This window comes from Rummeliibacillus suwonensis, from assembly GCF_007896435.1.
Lineage (GTDB): Bacteria > Bacillota > Bacilli > Bacillales_A > Planococcaceae > Rummeliibacillus > Rummeliibacillus suwonensis.
In genome coordinates, this window is record NZ_VCBL01000001.1 from 549,529 (window position 1) to 569,833 (window position 20,305).

The window sequence follows — 20,305 nt, forward strand, 5'->3', positions numbered from 1 at the left end:
AATGATAAATGGGAGGAAATGATGAAAATGGCAAAAGGTAAATCTTTATTGATCGCTGGACTTGCAGCAGGTGCATATGCGTATTTTCGTAAAAAGGAAAATCGTGATAAAGCAGTAGAAGCATTTAATAGTACTAAGGACAAACTAAATGGCTTTATAGACAAACTATCTGATCCATCTGTTAAGGTAGCTGACGATGCTATTAATACAACAACCGCTGAGGGACATACGAACGAACATAAAACATATGACGATGATGATACTAAAATGATCTATGAAGGTTCTGGAACGGCGATTCAATATGAAAATGAAGAACAACATGAACACTTGAACGGTGTAAAGCCACCTCAATCATAGGTCATAGCGAGTTCTACAATAGAGTAGAATTTCTTTTGCTAGAGTTTTATCCCGCATTAAAGGGTGCAAAGTAAGGCCTAATTTTAAGACGCAGATAAAGACAGAGGATAGGTGTGAGGGATCAACGATTGATTCAACTAATACATAGTGTGGGAAAGTAAACTACCACTGTGTACTCACTTACTCTATCATCGTGATCAAAAATGCAAAATTAAAAAAACGCAGATGTTTATTAAAAAAACATCTGCGTTTTTTAATTTTCTATGTTATTTGTGGTAGAAATATTCCTTTTTGCTTTGAAAGTAGGATTCAGCTTTCCAAAACAAAAAGGCTTACTCAAAACTCACATTTTAGTTTTCTTCAGGAGAAAGCATTGTACCATATTTAGCAAAGTTTGTATGGAATGAGAATGCTTTTTCTAAGATGTGAGGAGTTTGTCCACCATGTGTTTTTGCTTCTTCAAAGTAGGCACGAAGAGCAGATTTATATTTAGGGTGCGCACAGTTTTCAATAATCAATTCCGCACGTTCACGAGGCGCTAAGCCACGTAAATCAGCAATACCTTGTTCAGTTACAACTACGTCTACATCGTGTTCTGAATGATCTACATGCGATACAAATGGAACGATCGATGAAATTTTGCCATCTTTAGCAGTAGATTTTGTAACGAAAATGGAAATGCGGCCAGCACGAGCAAAGTCACCAGAACCACCGATACCATTCATCATTTTAGTACCTAGTACATGAGTTGAGTTGACGTTACCGTAAATATCGAATTCAAGGGCTGTATTCATGCAAATCAATCCCATACGACGAATCACTTCAGGGTTATTTGAGATTTCTTGCGGACGTAATACCAATTTATCTGCATATTTATCTAAATGGTGGAAAACAGATTCCATTTTTTCTTTAGATAATGTAATGGAGCAGCAAGAAGCCGTTTTCACTTTGCCAGCATCGATTAAATCAAATACTGCATCTTGTAGAACTTCAGAGAATACTTCAAGGTCTTCAAATTCAGAATCAACCATACCCGCTAATACAGCATTTGCTACTGAACCAATTCCTGATTGAAGTGGTGCAAGCTTATTTGTCAAACGACCTGCTTTGACTTCATCGCGGAAGAAATCTAAAAGATAGTTTGCCATTTGTTGTGTTTCTTCGTCAGGAGGAACGATTAATGATGGAGAATCCTCTAGATCGGTAACGACAACAGCAATCACTTTATCCATATCCAATGGGATACCTTTTTGACCGATGCGATCTGCCGAATGAATAATAGGAATAGGTTGACGTTCTCCTTGAGGCTCTGGGATATAAATATCATGGATTCCTTCAAGTTCAGGATATGAAGCAAGGTTCAATTCAATAATCACTTTGTCTGCATCTTGAATGAAAATAGGTGAGTTACCTACTGAAGTCGTTGGAATCAATAATCCATCTTCTGTAATAGCAGTAGCTTCAACTATTGCAACGTCAACACCTTTTATAGAACCTTGTCGTAAATATTCAGCAGTTACTGATAGATGTTGATCAACGAAGTACAAATCACCTTTATTGATGTGGCTTCGCATCGTACGGTCTACTTGGAATGGTAAGCGTTTTCGAACAATACCTGCATCAGACATTAACGCATCTGTGTCAGAACCAAGTGATGCACCCGTATATACATCTACTTTAAAATTCTCAGTTTTAGCGCGTTCTACTAAAGCATGCGGTACAGCTTTTGCATCACCTGCACGTGTAAAGCCACTTAATCCTAAAGTCATACCGTCTTTGATAAATGAAGCTGCTTCAGCGGCTGTCATGATCTTATCAGCAAGTTGTGGATAACGAAGTCTTTCTTCTACTGTTACTGTCACGAAAATCTCTCCTTTAACAAAAAATTCCATCTCTGATTTATAAAAATCTTCTGTTTCGAACATTAGGTAATCGGGCGACTATCACGGATTTGAAAGAAAAACTTTTTGAGCAAGCTCAAAAAAATCCGGACGCAATTATGCCGAAGTGTAATTGATATAATTAATTTTATAATATCACCAAATTGTCACAATTTGCTTACAGTTTCATGAAAGGGATTAAAAATCGAATAAAGTAGAAAATTGACGAAAAAAAGAGTTGCCAGAGAATAGTCTTTGACAACTTTTTTAGATTATACATGGCATGGAAATTTTTTAGAACCCTAAAGAACGACGGAAATAGCTTGCATAACGTTGGCTAACTGGTATACGCGTACCATTCTTCATGATTAATAAGAATGTTGAATGTGAGTCGGGCTGAATTTCTTCAATAAAATTAATATTCACAATATATGAGCGATGACATCGAATAAATGTATCAGGTGATAAGAATAATTCAAGATCACTTAAATTTAAACGATGGTAGCCTTCTTTTTGCATGGTTTTGACAAATGTTTTACGAAGTTGAGTTTCTAGATAAATCACTTCATCATGCTTAACGGGATACCAACAGTCGTCAATTTTAATGGTAATGTAGTTAGTTAAGAAAGGAGAAGGCTTTTGAGGGAATACTGCAGTAATAGCACCCTTCGTTTCCCCTTCGTCCATTAATGGAATACTCATTCCATAATAAGGGACACCGAATATTTCAGGTTCAATAAATGAATTTACTTTTTGACCATAGTCAAGTGCCTTTTGAGTCGCAGAGCCTTCAGGTATTTCGTCACCGGGTTTTATCTTCAAATCAATTTTTTTACTCGGTTGATAATACAAATATTTTTTTGTATCTGAAATAACGATTGACGTATTATCAGGGAAGAACTCCTTAATAATCTGTATCAATTCCTCGATAGATCGTGGATCCATTAAATTTCTACCTCGTTTCTTTCCATTCTTAAAAATTTTTTTCGCATTCATACTACTATAGATCAATTATAAATTTAAGTATAGCTAATAAGTGTATGAGTTCATACACTCATGACACATAAACTTGCCTATATAAATACTATAATTTGATGGACGATAAAAATAAAGATAAATATTTTGTTAAGGTTCTATAAGGATTTATCTCTTATATTTATAGTCTTTGTAAAAGAAATTTGCCAATTGCTTGTTTAATAAGTATAATTTCCTATGAGAAAAATGAGTAAAATTTCTTCATACTTGGTTAATAAAACTATTTTCATATTACCATTTTCGTTATATAGTAAAAATAATGTAATAGAAAAATGTGTAATTTATAGAAAGATGGGGAGTCTATGCTACAATACGAATATTCCATTTCAGAATCTATTTCTAAAAAGTATTTTAAGGAAATTGAGACGATGAACCAACACGAAGAAATAGAAAATTTCTTCGACATTGAAGCTCAATTGTTACGTGAAATCTATCAATTAGAAGCGATAGCTGCAAAAGAATCATTGCGACAATTAATTGATATGTTATCAGTACGTTTTGGCAAGCATTTTTTTAGAGCAGTTCGATATTATTTTGTTATTCTATCTTCAGTAGTTACGAGAAAGCTAATTGATAATCAGGCGCCATCTAGGAAAGCGTTTGCTTTTAATGTTGCTTGTGTGGAAATGATCGACGAACACATGAATGATGCAGAATTTTTGCAATTTGCAGATGACTTAATCGAATTTTATATTTATGTTATATCCGAAAGAAAGCAACCATCTTATAAGCATCAAACTGTCAATAAAGTAATTATGTACATTGATGATGAGATTGAAACAGATTTATCAGTAGAAGATATAGCTGCATACTTTAAAATCAGTACAAGTCATCTATCACGTATATTTAAAGAGCATGTAGGAATAACATTAGTAGAATATTTGAATGTACGAAGAGTGGAAGAGTCTCAATATTATTTACGGCATACAAACAAAAGCATCTCTAATATTTCAGAACAATTCCATTTTTGCAATCAAAGCTATTATACTCGTATTTTTAAAAAATATGTTGGTGTTACACCAAAACATTTTAGAGATAAACCAGATCGAGAGTATTTCCGCTTCCAACTACCTGAAAAGCTTTTAAAATAAAGGTCCTGTTTAATAATAAATACTGTTGATAGACATCTTCCGATTTGCTACAGGCGGGTGCTTTTCCATAATGAATCTAAGGTTTCCCTGCGCGGGTTTTGATTCGTTTGTTTTGAACGCAGGAGCAGTTACCGCCTTTCGCTTCTTATAAGTTACTAAAACCAACAATATCCTGAAAAAAGAGCTAAAATAGAAAGAATTATATATATTATGTTCCCTTGTATGACTTTGATTTGATTAGTATCCACTATATAATGTATACTTCACTATAGCTTGAGAAATTGTAGGTGAAAATATTGAAGAAGAAACTTTGGCTAATCTCAATGCTTGGTTTAGCACCATTTGTGCTAGCTGGTTGTGATTCAGTTAAGAACCAAGAAGGCTTTTTTTATAATACTTTCGTAAAACCAATGGAAATCTTGCTAGATTTATTCGGCAATAATGTATTTAACGGTAGTTATGGTGCAGCGATCATCCTTATCACTGTTATTATCCGCTTAATATTAATGCCATTCATGCTGAAAAACTATAAAAATCAACAAGGCATGAAAGAAAAAATGGATAAATTGAAGCCAGAGATGGACGAAATCCAAAAGAAATTAAAAGCGGCAAAAACAAAAGAAGAGCAAATGGCACTACAGCAAGAAATGATGGGATTATACAAAAAGTATAACGTTAATCCTATGAACATGGGCTGTCTTCCCGTTATTATCCAAATGCCAATTATCATGGGCTTATACTACGCTATATTGTATTCTAGTGAAGTGCAATCCCATCCATTCTTATGGTATGAACTAGGTAAACCTGATATCATCATGACACTTATTGCTGGTGCAGTATACTTTGTACAAGCACAAGTATCATTGTGGACAATTCCAGAACAACAAAAGTCTCAAATGAAGATGATGATGTATATTTCACCAATTATGATCATGTTCATCTCATTTTCTAGTATGGCAGCATTACCACTTTATTGGTCAGTCAGTGGTGCTATCTTGATCTTCCAAACATATTTAGGACGTAAATTCTATTCAGAACATCCTGAAAAAGCGACGAAAGAAGTTGCAAAAGCATCTGAGGAAAAAAGAAGATTAACACCAGCAGAGAAACAAGCTGCAAGGTCTGCAAAGAAAAAAACAAAAAAATAAGGTAAACTAAATCGGGGTGAATCGATCGCTCCGATTTTTGTATGAAAAAGGGTAATATGAGGAGGGCTATCATGAATGTAAGATTAGTATCAGGTACACTTGTGGCGATCACGAGTTTACTTGCGGTGTTTTTTGTATTCAAGCAAAATTTCAATCTTGCTGTTTTGTTCATTACATTAATGTTTACTATTACTAATACATTTCGTGCAAAAGATATGGCGAAACAAGGCTATGTAAAAGAAGCAAAATGGATGAAAGGAATGGCCATATTTTTTGGAATCGCAACATTAGCTATCCTTTTTACTATCTTTTTTTAATGAAAAAAGTATGAATGTATCTTGTTGTTTGATCATGATTTTTTGTATAGTAAAGTAAAATATTTATGATGAGTTTAAAAGTTAAATAGAGGTGGTTCAATAGTGGGTAAAGGGAAGCATTATCAATTTCCAGTAGTTTTAGCGTTTATCATGGCTATTTCAGGGAGTTTACTTGCAGGGTGCAATGACTCAGAAAAGGAAAATTCGGCAACTAAAGCTGAGCAAACGACTGCTACACATAATACATCAGAAAAAAAGGAAACGACTGCTGCCACTACTAAAAAAGAGCAAGAGGTGGATGCAGGAGGCTATATTATAGGACAAAAGCTACCGAAAAAAGCAACATATATTCAAGGTGTCTTGGTAGCAAGCAAACAGTATCCGTTACCAACTGATTTTGCACCAGGTGAAAATGCAGATGCCCGTGCAGCTTTTGCAGAGTTAAATGCGGCGGCAGCATTAGATGGATTTAAATTCGATGCCTTCAGTACCTATCGTTCATATGATAGACAAGTAGAACTATATGATGCCTATGTGGAACGCGATGGAAAAAAAGCAGCCGATACTTATAGCGCAAGACCAGGTTATTCTGAGCATCAAACAGGCCTAGCGTTCGATATAGGAGAAGTAGGGAATACAGAGGCATATGCTGATAATAAATTTGCCGAAACAGAAGCAGGCAAGTGGATTGCCAAAAATGCACATAAATATGGCTTTATCATGCGTTATCCAAAGGGGAAAGAGGACGTGACAGGTTATATGTATGAATCATGGCATTTTCGTTATGTGGGCAAAAAAATTGCCACTGAGATTTACAATAAGCATGAAACACTTGAAGAGTATTTAGGGATCAGATAAAGTGAAACTTCTCAATGAGTTTTTCTTTACAGAAAGTGATTCTCCTGTCTTATACTGGAATACGTCTTCTGCTCGTTAATGCGGGATAAAATAAGAAGCATATAGTACAAGGAATGAATTGTACTATATGCTTTTTTTATGGATCAATTAATACTGACGGCTTCACCGCTATGCTGAAAGGCCTTACATAGGCTCCACAATTTTGTGTTATAAAAAGTTGCGGAGAACTTAGAAATACCTCACGTACTCGTTTCAATGCCCTTGAGCAGGTTTTAAGGTGTCAGCTGATGGCAAGGGATGGCTGGCGGAACACCGAAGTCCTTTCTACGTTCGTATGACGGGCAAAAGCTTCTAAATGCTCTATTATAAGATGGGCGCTAACAAACGAGAAATGGATTCTTTCATTTTAATAATACGTGACCGGCTATTGTATAATTCAGGTGTAAGTTCAGTTGAAAGTAGCATATCTTGCTCAAATAATTCTGCTAGCTGATGAGACGTATCACGATGATAGATAAATGCATTTACTTCAAAATTAAGCTTAAAGCTTCTAAAATCGATATTAGCTGTACCAACTGTAGAGGCCTCATCGTCAATAACAATCATTTTTGTATGCAAGAATCCATTTTCGTAAATATAAATTTTAGCTCCTGCCTTGATTAATTGCCCAACATAGGAATAGGTTGCCCAATATACAAACATATGGTCAGGCTTATTTGGGATCATAATACGAACATCGATCCCTGATAAGCAAGCAATGCGCACAGCATCCATAAAACTATCATCTGGGATAAAATATGGAGTTTGGATATAGATATACTTTTTAGCCATGCCTATTAATTTTAGATAACCATTTTTAATCTGTTCCCATTCAGAATCGGGTCCACTAGATACGATTTGAATACCAACTTCCCCTTTGCGAGAGATCGTTGGAAAGTAGTTGTCAGAGTACTGAATATCTTTTGTATCAGAGGCTTGATTCCAATCTAATAAAAATCTTGTCTGCATAGGATGAACCGAGCTACCTTCAATGCGCAAATGTGTATCTCGCCAATAGCCGAATCTTTTTTTCAAGCCAAGATACTCATCACCCACATTAAAACCACCAATATAACCGATACGGCCATCGATAATGACAAGTTTTCGGTGATTTCGGTAATTCATCCGTGGGTTAAAAAGAGGAAGTATGGAAGGAAAGAAAACTTCAACTTCTCCACCAGCTTCTATTAGTTCTTTGAAGTGTTTTTTATGTACGCCTCTAGAACCCATTTCATCATATAAAAGTCGAACTTTTACCCCCTGTTTTGCTTTTTTTAGGAGCAATTGATAAATGCGTGTTCCTAAGTTATCCAGTCTAAAGATGTAGTATTGAATATGAATATGGTGTTTAGCGGCTTCAATATCCTTTAATAGTTTTTTAAACTTTTCTTTCCCATCACTAAAAATTGTAACAGCATTATCTTGTGTTAGTACCGCATGATTTGTCGTTAAATGCATGTAAATGATGTCTTCGTAATGAGCTGCATCATCTAGCCGATATTCAAAAGAACCATCACGAATGGCTTCCATTTGATAATCAATTAGTTTATCGATACCGATTTTTTTGCGGCCTTCCCAGCGAAATAAGTGCTTTTTGCGTAGTTGCCTACCTAATAATAAATAGAGTATGAATCCTACAACAGGTAAAAAGAATAGGACAAGAATCCAGGCCCATGTGGAGCTAGGTTCTTTTCTTTCTAGGAAAATAATAATAGCTGCAAGAAATATGTTTAAAACCAAAATAGTGGAAACGATTAAAGATGTTAAACTGGCTGTATCCATTTTATCACCTTCTTCCATAATCTTTTCTCTTAAGTATAACTTATCCAACAATTATTAAGAAGCAATTACAAACAACATTATACACTAATAGAATTTTAAAATAATTGTAAGAGTGATTTGAAATGTGCAGTATTAGCAGAAGTAACTGTCAAAAAGGAAGATAGAAAAATGAAACACGCTAAAAACTAAGGATTGTAGGTGTTTAAACATAGAGAAGCATATCCCCCGTTTCTAGAAGTAGAAGAAACAGGGGGAAAGATTATAACGAATTTGCCTTTTGGCAAAGCATATCATATGTTTGATTGATAAATCTTTTATAAGGAGTATCAATAAATGGAGCAACGAATTCAACGCCTTTCTTTGCTTCCTCTAGTGCGCGAGAGAGCTTCCCTATTTTGTCATAGCATAAAGCTCTATAAGAGTAGCTTTCTGCAAGCATTGATAAATCGTAAGGATGCTGTAGATAGTGAGGAATTTCTTTGATTTTTTCTAATTCTTGTAATGCTTCATCAATATGAGATAAATAATATAAATTTTTGCCCTTTTCAACAATATAAAAAAAGGTATTTGTGAAATCTTCAACTTTGATACGATGATAACGTTCAAGTAATTCAGACGCCTTTTCATAGTCGTGTGCAAAAGAATTATAGTAATGTATCTGGATAAGGAACAGATAAGAATAGGACAGTTTGTCTTCAGCAAAAATGGCATATTGTTCTAACTTATTGAAATAATAAGTCCGTGCGGTATCATCACCATCCATGATTGCTTGGTAACAAGCCACTCGATAAATATCATCTATTTTATAGAATAGTCGATTTTTCTTTGACAATTCCAATCCCTTTTGTAAATAATCCCTGCCATTTTCTAAATCGTTTATGCCCAAATAAGTGACGGCAATATCGTAGAGTAGATCCAGAATAGTAATGGTATCCACCCTATAATTTTTATTTTTTATCTCAGTCTCAGTGGCCAAACCAACTTGTAATGCCTGTTCATAATGATGATTGGTAAAATAAGTCCAAAAATGGAGGATCTTCATTTTTACCCATTCATTCATCATGTTCATCTCTTTAAACATAGCTAGACCACGCTCTAAGTTTTGTTCCCAGTCATCCAATTTTAGCCTAGATTGAACTCTAACATAGTAAAATAAGAGTCTTCCAGATTCATAACATGTAGGAAGCTTTTCTATATATGGCCTAATTAAATGAACCATTTCAAGAAAGGGACCATCTTCAAAGTGTGTATTCGCATTATAAATGTCTTCAACTTTTTTTAATAGTTCACGCAATTCTATAATACTGACTTCAGCTAGTAAAGAACTGATGTCAACTTGTAATCGATCGGCTATATAATATAAAGTCTCCATCGAGGGATTAGCCTTATCATTTTCAATAAGGCTAAGCATGCCCTTTGTAATATGATGATCAGCAAGTGCTTCTAAGGTTAGTTTTTTTTGTTTGCGTAATGTACGGATTCTGCTACCAAGAGTCTCCATAGGTACACCTCACTTCTTTTGTTTAATTATATTAAACTTTCTCTTGTGAAGGAAGTAGAAAGTATGATATTGTTTGTTTAATAAAATTAAACTTTTTAACAAGATTAAACAAAAGGAGGAAAAGTAGTGGAAGAATCCTTAAAGGTGAAAAAAGCGACATATCAATTATGGACTTTTACAATCAGTAAAATCATTTCTACTTTAGGGGCTAATGTGTTAGCATTCGGTATCAGTCTCTATATTTTGAAAATGACGGGTTCTGCGACGAGCTTTGCGATGAATATGGTTTGTTCAATATTACCGAGAGTCCTCTTGGCATCGATTGTAGGTTTAATGGCGGATCGTTATTCAAAGAAAATGATTATATTACTATCACAGGGATGTACAGTGGTGTTAATGGCAGGCTTATTAGTATATGGCTATTTATCAGGAATTACTGTTACCTCTATTTATATTGTCACAGCACTTTATTCCATTACATCTACGTTTAATAGTGTAACGTTTACATCATCGATTGCATGCTTAGTAGACCGAACACGAATCCAAAAAGCAATGTCTTTTAATCAAATGGCTATGTCAATTGCAGCAATTGGTGGCCCAGCTATTGGGGGAATGATGTACGGATTTGTCTCCATAGAAGGTTTTCTAATTGTTCATATGGTAGCTTATTTGATTGCACTACTATTAGAAGCAACGATGAACTTTCATCTGTATAGTGAAGTGAAGAACGAAGCCAAAGATGAGGTGAGGATATGGCAAAGTTTAAAAGATGGTTTTCAATATGCCCAAACAAAAAAGGCTGTAGCAACCATACTATGGGTAGCTTTTTGGATCAATCTATTCTTCACAGCCATGAATGTAGGGGGGATATTTATCCTAGTGGAAGTATTAAAGATCAAATCACGGCATGTTGGTATCATTGAATCAGCGGGCGCTATAGGGATGTTAGTGGCATCTGTTTTTCTGTCAACTAGAAAACCTTCAACATATCCATTATTGCAATCAAAGCGATATATCCTATGGATGGCCACTGCATTGGGGTTGGCAACCATACCACTATGGGTAGAGTTTACTTATATGATGAATTTTCTGTTTTTTATCACGCTATTCTTTAGCTTTTCGGCATTTGCTGTGTTTATCAATACACCAGTTGGAGTAATGATTCAAACAGAAGTCGAAGAATCGTATAGAGGTAGAATATTTGGCATTTTAGAGGCGGTTTCAATGGCCATGATGCCTCTTGGAACAATGGTCTTTGGTTTGTTGTTTGATCGTGTAGATCCACAATGGGTTTTATTAGGATCAAGTATGATACTGATCGTGATTACTTCTTATATGATGCGTTCATCAGTTATTCAACAAATATATCCACAATTGACTTCCTCTAAATCTCATATAAAAGAAAAAGTCCAGCATTTATAGAACAAACAAAAGATGCTGAACTTTTGGTGGAACATTATGCTTCTTTTTGACTGCGTAATGTTCTTTTGCTTACATGGAATAGGACAAGAATGAGGATGCTGAACAAGGCTAATGTCCCCGAAATTTCATAGACGAGATCGGCTTGTTTTGTAAGAACCCATGTAAAGAACATGGGCCCGATGATACGCCCTATATTATCCATGGAATAGGAAATACCAGCTGCCGTTCCATACTTTCCACCGGCTTCCTTTGAAGAAAGTGACGTATTTAATGTACGAGCTAAAGCATTCCCAGCAGTAAATACACATAGTGCAAATCCTGCAAAGGCTAAACTTTTGGTAAAAGGAAACATAAATAAGCCTATTGCAGTGACTACTTGAGCTCCTATTAACCACTTCACTTCAGTACCATCTTTGATATGACGAACAAGTCCTCCCTGAACCATAAAATCTACAAATCCACTGAATAGAAAGAGCGAACCTAATTGTGCAGAAGTAATGTTGATCTTAGCCATTTGGAATAATTGAAGAGTAGATTCTAAGCCTGCCAATAAAAAGGTCACCATGAAAGAAAATACGAATAAGTAACGTATGCGATACTGGAAGAGTATAGAAGCTCCTTTTGGCACAATGGCACGTTTTTGTGATGTTATATGTCGTTCCGGTTCTTTCAAAATAATACTTGCATAGATGAATAACAAAAAGATTAGGATGGATGAAACGGTAAATGGTGTAGTTAAACTGATTTTTCCGAGTAAACCACCTAATGCTGGTCCAAAGATAAAACCAAGACCGATTGACATGCCCATAAAGCCCATATATTTATTGCGATTTTCCTCTGTCGATAAATCACCTACAAATCCTGTCACAGCAGTATAAAGCGCACCGGAGAATAAACCACCGATAATTCGGGAAATATAAAGTAATGTCAATGAATTCATAAATAATGAAATTAGTAAAAAGCTAGTACAGAACCCAAGTAGGCCTATTAAAATTAATCTTTTCCGCCCCATTTTATCACTGAGCATTCCCCAAAAAGGAGCTGTAAAGAAACTTGCGAGTGAGTAGATGGTTAATAAGCCACCCACATGTATTTTTGCAAATCCTTGTTGTACCACTACCTCAGGTAAAATAGGGATGATTAATCCAAACCCTAAGTACACAAAAAATTGCACGGACATTAGCAAGATAATGGATTTTTTCATGATAGCCCTGCCTTCTATTTTCAAATAGTCAAGAAATTAGGTTTACCTTCATTAGGTGTTAACATTTTGTCATCTAAAGGAGAGTAAACCTATAGAACGTAAGATAGTGTAATACGAAGGGTTTCAGTTTGGCAAATGGAAAGCGTGAAATAAGAATCTAAAAAGTAATGGACCTATTTTCGATTGCAACTTGCTTATGACGCAGTTTCGCTATGTAGCTGTGACATTTCTCTCACTATTGAGGCTTTTGTTCGGAAAATTTGTATAGTGCTATAATAAGAATGATTAAGATAAAGGAGGATTTCGTAACGATGGAAATTACAGCAATCGCTATTATTAAAACAAATGAAGGTACAAAATCCATTCTTGATTTAGATATTCCTTTACTAATTGATTTGGTACCTGCTCGTACATTCAAAGTAAAAACTGTACTACAATCACTTGGACATACAGATATAGAAGTTGAATCTGTCAATATGGAAGTTTTTAAAGCCAAAAGTACATTAAACGGCGCTCCACAAGAAACAACTGTTGAGTTTAGCTACGCTTTACGCGGCGGAGATCGTTTATTTGAATTGACGGAATTACATGGCGTTATTAAATAAGTAAAACTTCATCCCCTACTGAAATAGGGGAACTCAGGTTAAAGCGCCACGTCCTGTGGCACTACCTGAGTGACCAACATCATGTTGACCCGAACGAATCAGGCTTCTACAAATAGTTGATCCCATTTATTCTCCTGCTTTTTAGTGGGAAGTTATAAATGGGATCTGTTCATTCATATGAGGGATAAATGGAGTAGGAGTATTTGTTGCTGCAATGCACTGGAATGAAAAAATAATAAAGGTGATCTCAAAAGTTGTTAGTTGAACAATTCTGAGGTCACCTTTTATTTTTAAAATATATATCAGGTCTTCTGTTCAGAAAAACTATGTTTATAATTGAACTCTTTGCAATCGTAATGCATTTAGTACGACTGATACGGAGCTAAATGCCATTGCTGCGCCAGCGAGCCATGGTGCAAGCAAGCCAGAGGCAGCGATTGGAATGCCGATGGAGTTGTAGGCTAGTGCCCAGAACAAATTTTGCTTAATATTCCGTACAGTTAAGCGGCTCATTTTCACAGCATCTACTACTTTCAATAAATCTCCCTTCATAATCGTGATATCTGCTGCTTCAATAGCCACATCCGTTCCTGTGCCCATGGCTATGCCGATATCAGCTTTTGCAAGGGCAGGGGCATCATTTAATCCATCTCCGACCATGGCAACATGTCGCTTTTCTTTTAAAAGTTTTTCGATTTCTGCCGCTTTTTCAGTAGGCAAAACGCCTGCAATGACACGGTCGATGCCAACTTCCTTTGCAATCGTCTCAGCTGTTTTCGGTTGATCACCTGTAAGCATGATCGTATGAATCCCCATGCTTTGCAATTTGGAGATCGCCTCTTTAGAAGTTTCTTTTACTTCATCTGCTACAGCAATTGTTGCAACATGTTGTTGATCGATGGCTGCGTACATAACCGTTTTGCCTTCGTCTTCAAAATGACTGTTACAGTTGATCTCAATATGGCGATCTTTAAACAATTTTCGAGTTCCAATTATGATTTGTTTATTTTCAACAGTTGCTGCGATTCCTTGACCAGGGATCGCTTTAAATGTTTGAACAGCGGATAATTCACCATAATCTTTGCCGTATGTTGTAATCGCCGTTGCGACGGGATGTTCTGAATTACTTTCAGCTGCTGCAATAAGGGGAACTAACGTTTCTTTTTCATATTGATCTAGTACTAAAAAGTTTGTGACAGCAGGTGTCCCTTTTGTAATTGTTCCTGTTTTATCGAACACGATTGTATCGATCGTGTTTGTATACTCAAGTGCTTCAGCTGTTTTAAAAAGCACGCCCGCCTCAGCAGCACGCCCAGAACCGGCCATTATGGATGTTGGTGTGGCAAGCCCAAGTGCACATGGGCATGCTATTACGAGAACAGCGATCATTCGTTCAAGTGATTGTGTAAAGTCACCATCTGTCAAAAAGAAATAGCTAAGGATAAATGTGATGACAGCTAAAGTGACGACAATAGGTACAAAGATCGCTGAAATTTTATCGGCTAGTCGTTGAATAGGAGCTTTTGAACCTTGAGCTTCTTCCACAACACGGATAATGTTTGACAGAACTGTATCATGACCGATTTTTTTAGCCTTGATCCGTAATGTGCCGTTTTCGTTTAAAGTAGCAGCATAAACCATATCGCCCGTTGATTTATCAACAGGTAAGCTTTCACCTGTCAGCATCGATTCGTTTACCGCAGAATCTCCAGAAATAACAACCGCATCAACAGGTATAGATGCTCCAGGTTTTATGATGAGTATATCGCCTAGCTTTACTTCACGAATGGGTATTTCGAGAGGCTTTCCATTTCGTTCAACAAATGCCGTTTTCGGTTGCAATCGTATCAATTTTTTGATCGCATCGGATGAGTGACCTTTTGCACGTGCTTCAAATAATTTTCCAAGCAAAATAAGAGTGATTAAAATCGCACTTGTTTCAAAATATAAATCTAAATGATGCATGCCGATATGTTCGCGATTTTTAAGAACCATATAAACACTGTAAAAGTAAGCAGCGGATGTTCCCAATGCGACAAGTACATCCATATTGGCACTTTTATTGCGGAGTGCATAATAAGCGCCTTTATAAAACTGCCAGCCAATGCCAAATTGAACGACTGTGGCAAGAGCCCATTGTACATATGGATTCATCAGAAATTCAGGAACATAAATGCCTCTTGTGAATGAAAAATGTGCAAACATCGTCCACAAAAGAGGTAGAGAAAAAATGGCAGAGATGATAAATATACGCGTTTTCTTTTCAATCTCAATTTGACGATGATCTCTTTCTTCATTTTCTTTGTGAACGACTGCATCATAGCCAAGCTTTTGAATTTTTGCGATAAGTGCCTCTTCATTGAGTTTTGTACTATCAAAGGACACATGACCGGTTTCAAGAGCTAAGTTAACAGTTGCTTGATCAACCCCCTCTAACTTATTGAGTCCACGCTCAATACGAGCAGAGCAGGCAGCACAGGTCATTCCTTGAATATCAAGCGTTACTTCTTTATTACTAGTACTGGATGTTGTCACTGAAAATGCCTCCTTTTATCCCGCGTTAACGGGCAGTAAGACCCCCACCTCAAGGTTTAGAGAGAAACAAACGAAGAAAGATAGGTGGGGATCAACTGCCGCATGCGCCCGATTGGTTTGGGCCAACAAGATGTTGGTCCTTCAGGTGTTGCCACAGGACGTGGCGCTTTTAACCTGAATTCCTCTAGTTCAGTGGGGGATGAAGAAAACCCCCACTGATAGAAGCCACACTTTATATACCTGCAAGGGGTATAAAAATATGCTAAAAATAACTGCAAAGATTGCAGCTATTTCCAGATTATTTAACGATATAGCCTTCTTCTTCGATGGCTTCTTTAATGCTTTCAGTTGTTACTTTAGAATGATCAAAATCTACATCTACTAGACCTTTTTCTAGATTGACATTTACACTTTTTACGCCGTCTAAATCGCCAACACCTGTTTCTACTGCTTTTACACAATGCCCACAAGACATACCTTCTACTTTTAATTGGATTTTTTCCGTCATCATGAAACACTCCTTATTTTCTCATTAGTTTTTGAAAAGTTGTAACAAGTTCATCTAATACCGCGTCATCACCTTCAGCTAAACGATCCTTGACACAACCTTTTAAATGGCCTTCAAGTAATACTTTAGCTACACTATTGAGCGCAGATTGTGTAGCGGATAGTTGAGTAATAATATCATCGCAATAAACATCTTTCTCGACCATGCCTTTAATACCGCGGATTTGACCTTCAATACGATTTAAACGAGTGGTTAAATCCTTTTTTACATGTTCGGGATGGTGACTTTTGCGACAAGAATGGTTTGTACATTCTTCTGTCAAAAGTATTCACCTCCTATTGTTTATAAAATATCATACCTTATGGGGGTATGTAAAGAAGAATGATTGTGAAGAAAAATGATGTCAGTCAAAAGTATGATTGTAAGAAAATAGTGTATGTAGTATGATAATTACCCATACGATATGTAACAATATTGAAATTATTTATATGGATAAAAAATGTTATGATAATAAGGAATAAAAAGTATTTTATTTGTTTATGATTGAATAGTAGTAGCAACTTTTATAGAGGTGCTACGTCATATAAAATATAAGAAATAGAAGAGGTGGAAGGTATGTCAAGAAATGTAGATGTAACAAAAATAATTGCGAATTTATCAAAACTTGGCGTTAAGGCAACGACTACTAAGTCTCGCTTAGAATTATTAAAAGCATTAGCACCACCAAAATCATCTCCACAAACTCAAAACTAACTCGAACACAATTATTAACTTCGGTCGTAGCATAACCGGAGTTTTTTTATGCTCGCGTTTTTAACATACAGAAAAACAGTCCAGAGAGATGAAATAGGTTCTTGGACTGTTTTTAAGTTTGATGCCAATAAGGCTATTTCGAATTACTTTCAATTTTTAATTAAAAATCATCATCATCATGATTACCAAACATGTAGGTTTGATGGTGGAATTTCATACTAAACACTAAGCCTAATGCAAGTGCATTCCCCATCATCGAACTACCACCGTAACTAATGAATGGTAATGGAATCCCTGTAATTGGAAGTACTTGAGTGGTCATGCCGATATTTTCAAGTACATGGAAAGTTACCATGGCAATAATACCTGCACAAACATAAGTACAGAACGGATCTTTCATCCGCAAAGTAAGTTTTGTTAAATGAAAGATTAAGAAGAAAAACAAACAAATAACAATACTTGCTCCGATAAATCCATATTCTTCACCGATCACACTAAAGATAAAATCAGTATGGTTTTCGGGTACATATACTTCACGATGCTTGAAACCCTTACCGAATATTTCACCGGATCCAATCGCATTTAAAGAAGAAATCAAATGGTACCCATCTCCAGATGAATAAGAGTAAGGATCTAACCATGAATAAATACGTGCAAATTGGTATGAGCTAAACCCAAACTTTTCAGCAAGGAAATCTTGCATATAAAGTGCCATCCACAATAGGGAACCACCAAGTGCAACAGCAGATGCAGCAACTGGTAAAATGATTTTCCATGATATTCCTGCTACCAGTACAGTGGCTGCCGTAATAGCAAGGAATACTAATGAAGTACCAAGGTCAGGCTGTTTCACAATCAGTGCTAACGGAGGTAATAGTACTAAAAAAATTTTTCCTAAAAGAATAAAATCAGTTTTTATCGATCTCATCGGATGGATTTCATGGTGTTTACTGATTGTACGTGCGAGTGCAAGGATAAAAAATGTCTTCATAAACTCTGACGGTTGGATATCAGCAAACCCTAAATGGAACCAGCTTTTAGCACCATTTCTAGGTTCAGCAATTTGACCAACACCACCAGGAGCAATCATTAAGAGGATAAGAATAAATATCCCCGCACCATATAAGTACCAGGCCATTTTTTTGTATTGATCTGGCTCAAAATACATCATGGCCGCTATAATACAGGCACCTACGAAGTACCAAAAAAGCTGTTTTGGTATGAAGTTTATACCATATTGTCCTGAAGTTTGTGCGGAGGCAATAGCCAACACACTGATGATACAAAATAGTATCATTATAAAAGCGAGCGTCCAGTCAAAACGATCGGAAAAACTCTCTCTTTGAATTCATAATAGTCACCTAAATTAGTAGATTTAACACAAGGGTTGTCTAGTTCACACGCCACATCCTTGAAAATGCAATTCTTTAACAAGAGGCCAATTTCAAGTCTATCTACAGTGTTATTCAAATTTAAACAGCGTGTTTCACCTTTCAAATATTATAGTCTATATTATTGTATCACGCTCGTGTACAAAGTTGTGACGAAATCGAATCACAAATGTTTCAAATTTTGTATTTACATCTTATAATAGAAATGGAAATGAGGTGATCGGCTTGGCAAAAAAAATGCGAACTGCTGATGATTTTCTACATCATTTATATGTACATATGAACGAATTAAACCAATTTGTTATTTTTAGCGGTTTAACTTTCCGTGAATTTGTCTCTTCAGTCGGTCCGCTTCAAAATATTTTGCTACTAAAAAATGAATACGAAGATGGTTCATTCAACATGCATACACAGTTAGAGTTCGTAGAGGCGAAGGGAATACCAAAGTTTGTGAAAAGGGTAATGGATTCCAAAGGAGATTTGTGTTGGATCGATTTTTCAGATGAACGTAAGTTGAACTTGCTAACGCCGCAAGAGCAGGCAGAATTACTCTATATTGGTCATAAAAAAGAGCCTATCCGCTCGCCATTTTATCATCAATTACAAAATAAGTATGTATACCTATCAAGTGAAGAGGGAAGATTTTCAAAAATATACTTCCGCGATTTAGAAGATGTAGCGAAATTAGTAGCGCAATTATTTAATAACATTATTCAAGAGAAAGAACGTGCGACCACATTTTGGAGAAGAAAAGCGAGTAGCTTTACACCGATGTTTACAAAAGAAATGATGAGGAATTTTCGTGAGGATGCAAAAGATGGTGTGTTATTTTCTATGTACAAAATAGAAAAGCCCAAAATTGCTTATGTTATGGAATTACGTAGTATTTCAGATGATGATTTTCCAGATGAAATATGGGATGATTTAAATAGCATTTTGAAGAAAAAGCCTGATAAGATTTTAGAAACCCATAAGTAATCGCACTTATATATTTTCTTAATAATGGATTTTACCCCATATTAATAGATAGTGCCCCACTTTTATGTTTCGATAGTTCCACAAAAAATTTAAAACAACTTCCATTGATAATGAATCAGAGGGGATGAGAGATCCCCATTGATGGAGGCTTCGCTTTATTTATTGTCGGAATTTGTACTAAACTGTAAACGCTTGCTTCCATGTATCGTTTCTTTATGGTTCTTTTACTGTTGGTTCTATTCCAAGTTTCTTAGCTGTACAATCTATCTAGTAAACGTTTTTTATCAATCTGTAAAATTTTTTTGTTCAAATGACAACATAAAAACCGTTGATAAAGTTAAAATTTTGACTTTGTCGACAATTTGAGATTCCCACATATGATAAGTAGGAATCTTTTTTTATCTTGATTTAGCAATGTTTTTTGTACCGAAAGCGTATCGGCAGGCACCACCCTCAATAGTGGTGAGATGAATGCTTTTTTCCTCATTCAGCGGGTGTATAAACGCCTGTTGAATCAAGATAAAGTGAAACTCCATCAGTGGGGTTTTTTTCATCCCCACTAAAATAGAGGAACGGAAGTGAAAAGCGCCACGTCCTGTGCAACATCTGAGGGACCAACATCTTGTCCGTCCGAACCAATCGGAAACAAACGACAGTTGATTCCCCATCTATCTTTCTCATTTCTCTCTAAATCTTGAGATGAGGTTTACTGACTGTTAAAGCGGGATAAAGTCCTCGGCGGATGTCACGGATTTTGAAAGGGGATTTCCTTCTCAAGCTCAAAAAAATCCGGTTGCTAGTTAGCTGGAGGTATAATTAATTTTTGATGCAATATTTTTTCAGAGTGCTATTATATAAATGTTATTTTTTAGAGGTAAAACGATCATCATTTCGATTAGTG

At 35.9% G+C, this 20,305-nt stretch carries 19 protein-coding genes; 9 read left to right on the plus strand and 10 right to left on the minus strand.

The genetic code is table 11. The features are described from left to right. The first annotated feature begins 21 nt into the window (after positions 1-21). Complete coding sequence (locus FEU33_RS02565; RefSeq protein ID WP_146547884.1) at positions 22-357, plus strand: hypothetical protein; 336 nt, start codon at positions 22-24, stop codon at positions 355-357. A 350-nt stretch (positions 358-707) separates the two neighbouring features. Here the strand turns inward: FEU33_RS02565 and FEU33_RS02570 are convergent, their stop codons facing one another. Together FEU33_RS02570 and FEU33_RS02575 are read right to left on the minus strand one after the other, a co-directional pair. Continuing rightward, positions 708-2,219: a succinyl-CoA:acetate CoA-transferase ScpC gene (locus FEU33_RS02570; RefSeq protein WP_280524823.1), complete on the minus strand. Its 1,512-nt coding sequence runs from the start codon at positions 2,217-2,219 to the stop codon at positions 708-710. A gap of 312 nt (positions 2,220-2,531) precedes the next feature. Next, positions 2,532-3,182, minus strand: a complete 651-nt coding sequence (locus FEU33_RS02575; RefSeq protein ID WP_146547886.1) for a LytTR family DNA-binding domain-containing protein — start codon at positions 3,180-3,182, stop codon at positions 2,532-2,534. A 392-nt stretch (positions 3,183-3,574) separates the two neighbouring features. On the opposite strand from FEU33_RS02575, the gene FEU33_RS02580 reads away from it, so the two are divergent. The 4 genes from FEU33_RS02580 to FEU33_RS02595 all read left to right on the plus strand — a co-directional run bounded on the left by FEU33_RS02580 (position 3,575) and on the right by FEU33_RS02595 (position 6,686). Then, positions 3,575-4,363 carry a helix-turn-helix transcriptional regulator gene (locus FEU33_RS02580; RefSeq protein WP_146547887.1) on the plus strand — a complete coding sequence of 263 codons (789 nt, stop codon included), beginning with the start codon at positions 3,575-3,577 and terminating at the stop codon, positions 4,361-4,363. A gap of 296 nt (positions 4,364-4,659) precedes the next feature. After that, positions 4,660-5,511 carry a membrane protein insertase YidC gene (gene yidC, locus FEU33_RS02585; protein WP_243881348.1) on the plus strand — a complete coding sequence of 284 codons (852 nt, stop codon included), beginning with the start codon at positions 4,660-4,662 and terminating at the stop codon, positions 5,509-5,511. Positions 5,512-5,582: 71 nt separating this feature from the next. Then, a complete protein-coding gene (locus FEU33_RS02590; RefSeq protein WP_146547888.1) occupies positions 5,583-5,828 on the plus strand; it encodes a hypothetical protein in 246 nt (81 codons plus the stop codon). 102 nt (positions 5,829-5,930) lie between these two features. Further along, complete coding sequence (locus FEU33_RS02595; RefSeq protein WP_244950964.1) at positions 5,931-6,686, plus strand: M15 family metallopeptidase; 756 nt, start codon at positions 5,931-5,933, stop codon at positions 6,684-6,686. A 363-nt stretch (positions 6,687-7,049) separates the two neighbouring features. Here the strand turns inward: FEU33_RS02595 and cls are convergent, their stop codons facing one another. Together cls and FEU33_RS02605 are read right to left on the minus strand one after the other, a co-directional pair. Then, positions 7,050-8,525 carry a cardiolipin synthase gene (gene cls / locus FEU33_RS02600; protein ID WP_376752477.1) on the minus strand — a complete coding sequence of 492 codons (1,476 nt, stop codon included), beginning with the start codon at positions 8,523-8,525 and terminating at the stop codon, positions 7,050-7,052. Between the two features lie 241 nt (positions 8,526-8,766). Continuing rightward, positions 8,767-10,008 carry a helix-turn-helix domain-containing protein gene (locus tag FEU33_RS02605; RefSeq protein ID WP_146547889.1) on the minus strand — a complete coding sequence of 414 codons (1,242 nt, stop codon included), beginning with the start codon at positions 10,006-10,008 and terminating at the stop codon, positions 8,767-8,769. Between the two features lie 126 nt (positions 10,009-10,134). Between FEU33_RS02605 and FEU33_RS02610 the strand changes: the two genes are divergently transcribed. Next, on the plus strand, positions 10,135-11,430 hold the full coding sequence (locus FEU33_RS02610) for an MFS transporter (protein WP_146547890.1): 1,296 nt from the start codon (positions 10,135-10,137) through the stop codon (positions 11,428-11,430). A 34-nt stretch (positions 11,431-11,464) separates the two neighbouring features. Here FEU33_RS02610 and FEU33_RS02615 read toward each other — a convergent pair whose 3' ends face one another. After that, positions 11,465-12,634: an MFS transporter gene (locus FEU33_RS02615; RefSeq protein ID WP_146547891.1), complete on the minus strand. Its 1,170-nt coding sequence runs from the start codon at positions 12,632-12,634 to the stop codon at positions 11,465-11,467. Between the two features lie 311 nt (positions 12,635-12,945). Here FEU33_RS02615 and FEU33_RS02620 point away from each other — a divergent pair, with 311 nt between their 5' ends. Beyond that, complete coding sequence (locus FEU33_RS02620; RefSeq protein ID WP_146547892.1) at positions 12,946-13,239, plus strand: hypothetical protein; 294 nt, start codon at positions 12,946-12,948, stop codon at positions 13,237-13,239. Between the two features lie 330 nt (positions 13,240-13,569). Here FEU33_RS02620 and FEU33_RS02625 read toward each other — a convergent pair whose 3' ends face one another. The 3 genes from FEU33_RS02625 to FEU33_RS02635 form a co-directional block, all read right to left on the minus strand. After that, positions 13,570-15,774, minus strand: a complete 2,205-nt coding sequence (locus FEU33_RS02625; protein ID WP_280524824.1) for a heavy metal translocating P-type ATPase — start codon at positions 15,772-15,774, stop codon at positions 13,570-13,572. Positions 15,775-16,072: 298 nt separating this feature from the next. After that, the gene (gene copZ, locus FEU33_RS02630) at positions 16,073-16,282 is read right to left on the minus strand and encodes a copper chaperone CopZ (protein WP_243881347.1); all 210 of its coding nucleotides are present in this window, start codon (positions 16,280-16,282) and stop codon (positions 16,073-16,075) included. 13 nt (positions 16,283-16,295) lie between these two features. Further along, positions 16,296-16,604 (minus strand): metal-sensitive transcriptional regulator, encoded by a 309-nt coding sequence (locus tag FEU33_RS02635; protein ID WP_244950965.1) that lies wholly within the window; start codon positions 16,602-16,604, stop codon positions 16,296-16,298. A 293-nt stretch (positions 16,605-16,897) separates the two neighbouring features. On the opposite strand from FEU33_RS02635, the gene FEU33_RS18625 reads away from it, so the two are divergent. Continuing rightward, the gene (locus tag FEU33_RS18625; protein ID WP_164489537.1) at positions 16,898-17,035 is read left to right on the plus strand and encodes an Lmo0850 family protein; all 138 of its coding nucleotides are present in this window, start codon (positions 16,898-16,900) and stop codon (positions 17,033-17,035) included. 160 nt (positions 17,036-17,195) lie between these two features. Here FEU33_RS18625 and FEU33_RS02640 read toward each other — a convergent pair whose 3' ends face one another. Then, on the minus strand, positions 17,196-18,383 hold the full coding sequence (locus tag FEU33_RS02640; protein ID WP_146547895.1) for an FtsW/RodA/SpoVE family cell cycle protein: 1,188 nt from the start codon (positions 18,381-18,383) through the stop codon (positions 17,196-17,198). A 259-nt stretch (positions 18,384-18,642) separates the two neighbouring features. Between FEU33_RS02640 and FEU33_RS02645 the strand changes: the two genes are divergently transcribed. Then, a complete protein-coding gene (locus FEU33_RS02645) occupies positions 18,643-19,404 on the plus strand; it encodes a hypothetical protein (protein ID WP_312754959.1) in 762 nt (253 codons plus the stop codon). A gap of 398 nt (positions 19,405-19,802) precedes the next feature. On the opposite strand, the gene FEU33_RS02650 is transcribed toward FEU33_RS02645, so the two are convergent. After that, entirely contained in the window at positions 19,803-20,072 is a 270-nt protein-coding gene (locus FEU33_RS02650; RefSeq protein WP_146547896.1) for a hypothetical protein, read from the minus strand. Positions 20,073-20,305 lie beyond the last annotated feature (233 nt).

Bases quoted from the DNA above. Each gene is read 5' to 3' on its own strand.
- FEU33_RS02565 (WP_146547884.1), top strand. From the start codon at position 22: ATGAAAATGGCAAAAGGTAAATCTTTATTGATCGCTGGACTTGCAGCA.
- FEU33_RS02575 (WP_146547886.1), bottom strand. From the start codon at position 3,182: ATGGATCCACGATCTATCGAGGAATTGATACAGATTATTAAGGAGTTC.
- FEU33_RS02580 (WP_146547887.1), top strand. From the start codon at position 3,575: ATGCTACAATACGAATATTCCATTTCAGAATCTATTTCTAAAAAGTAT.
- FEU33_RS02590 (WP_146547888.1), top strand. From the start codon at position 5,583: ATGAATGTAAGATTAGTATCAGGTACACTTGTGGCGATCACGAGTTTA.
- cls (WP_376752477.1), bottom strand. From the start codon at position 8,525: ATGGAAGAAGGTGATAAAATGGATACAGCCAGTTTAACATCTTTAATC.
- FEU33_RS02605 (WP_146547889.1), bottom strand. From the start codon at position 10,008: ATGGAGACTCTTGGTAGCAGAATCCGTACATTACGCAAACAAAAAAAA.
- FEU33_RS02615 (WP_146547891.1), bottom strand. From the start codon at position 12,634: ATGAAAAAATCCATTATCTTGCTAATGTCCGTGCAATTTTTTGTGTAC.
- FEU33_RS02620 (WP_146547892.1), top strand. From the start codon at position 12,946: ATGGAAATTACAGCAATCGCTATTATTAAAACAAATGAAGGTACAAAA.
- copZ (WP_243881347.1), bottom strand. From the start codon at position 16,282: ATGACGGAAAAAATCCAATTAAAAGTAGAAGGTATGTCTTGTGGGCAT.
- FEU33_RS18625 (WP_164489537.1), top strand. From the start codon at position 16,898: ATGTCAAGAAATGTAGATGTAACAAAAATAATTGCGAATTTATCAAAA.
- FEU33_RS02650 (WP_146547896.1), bottom strand. From the start codon at position 20,072: ATGGGGAATCAACTGTCGTTTGTTTCCGATTGGTTCGGACGGACAAGA.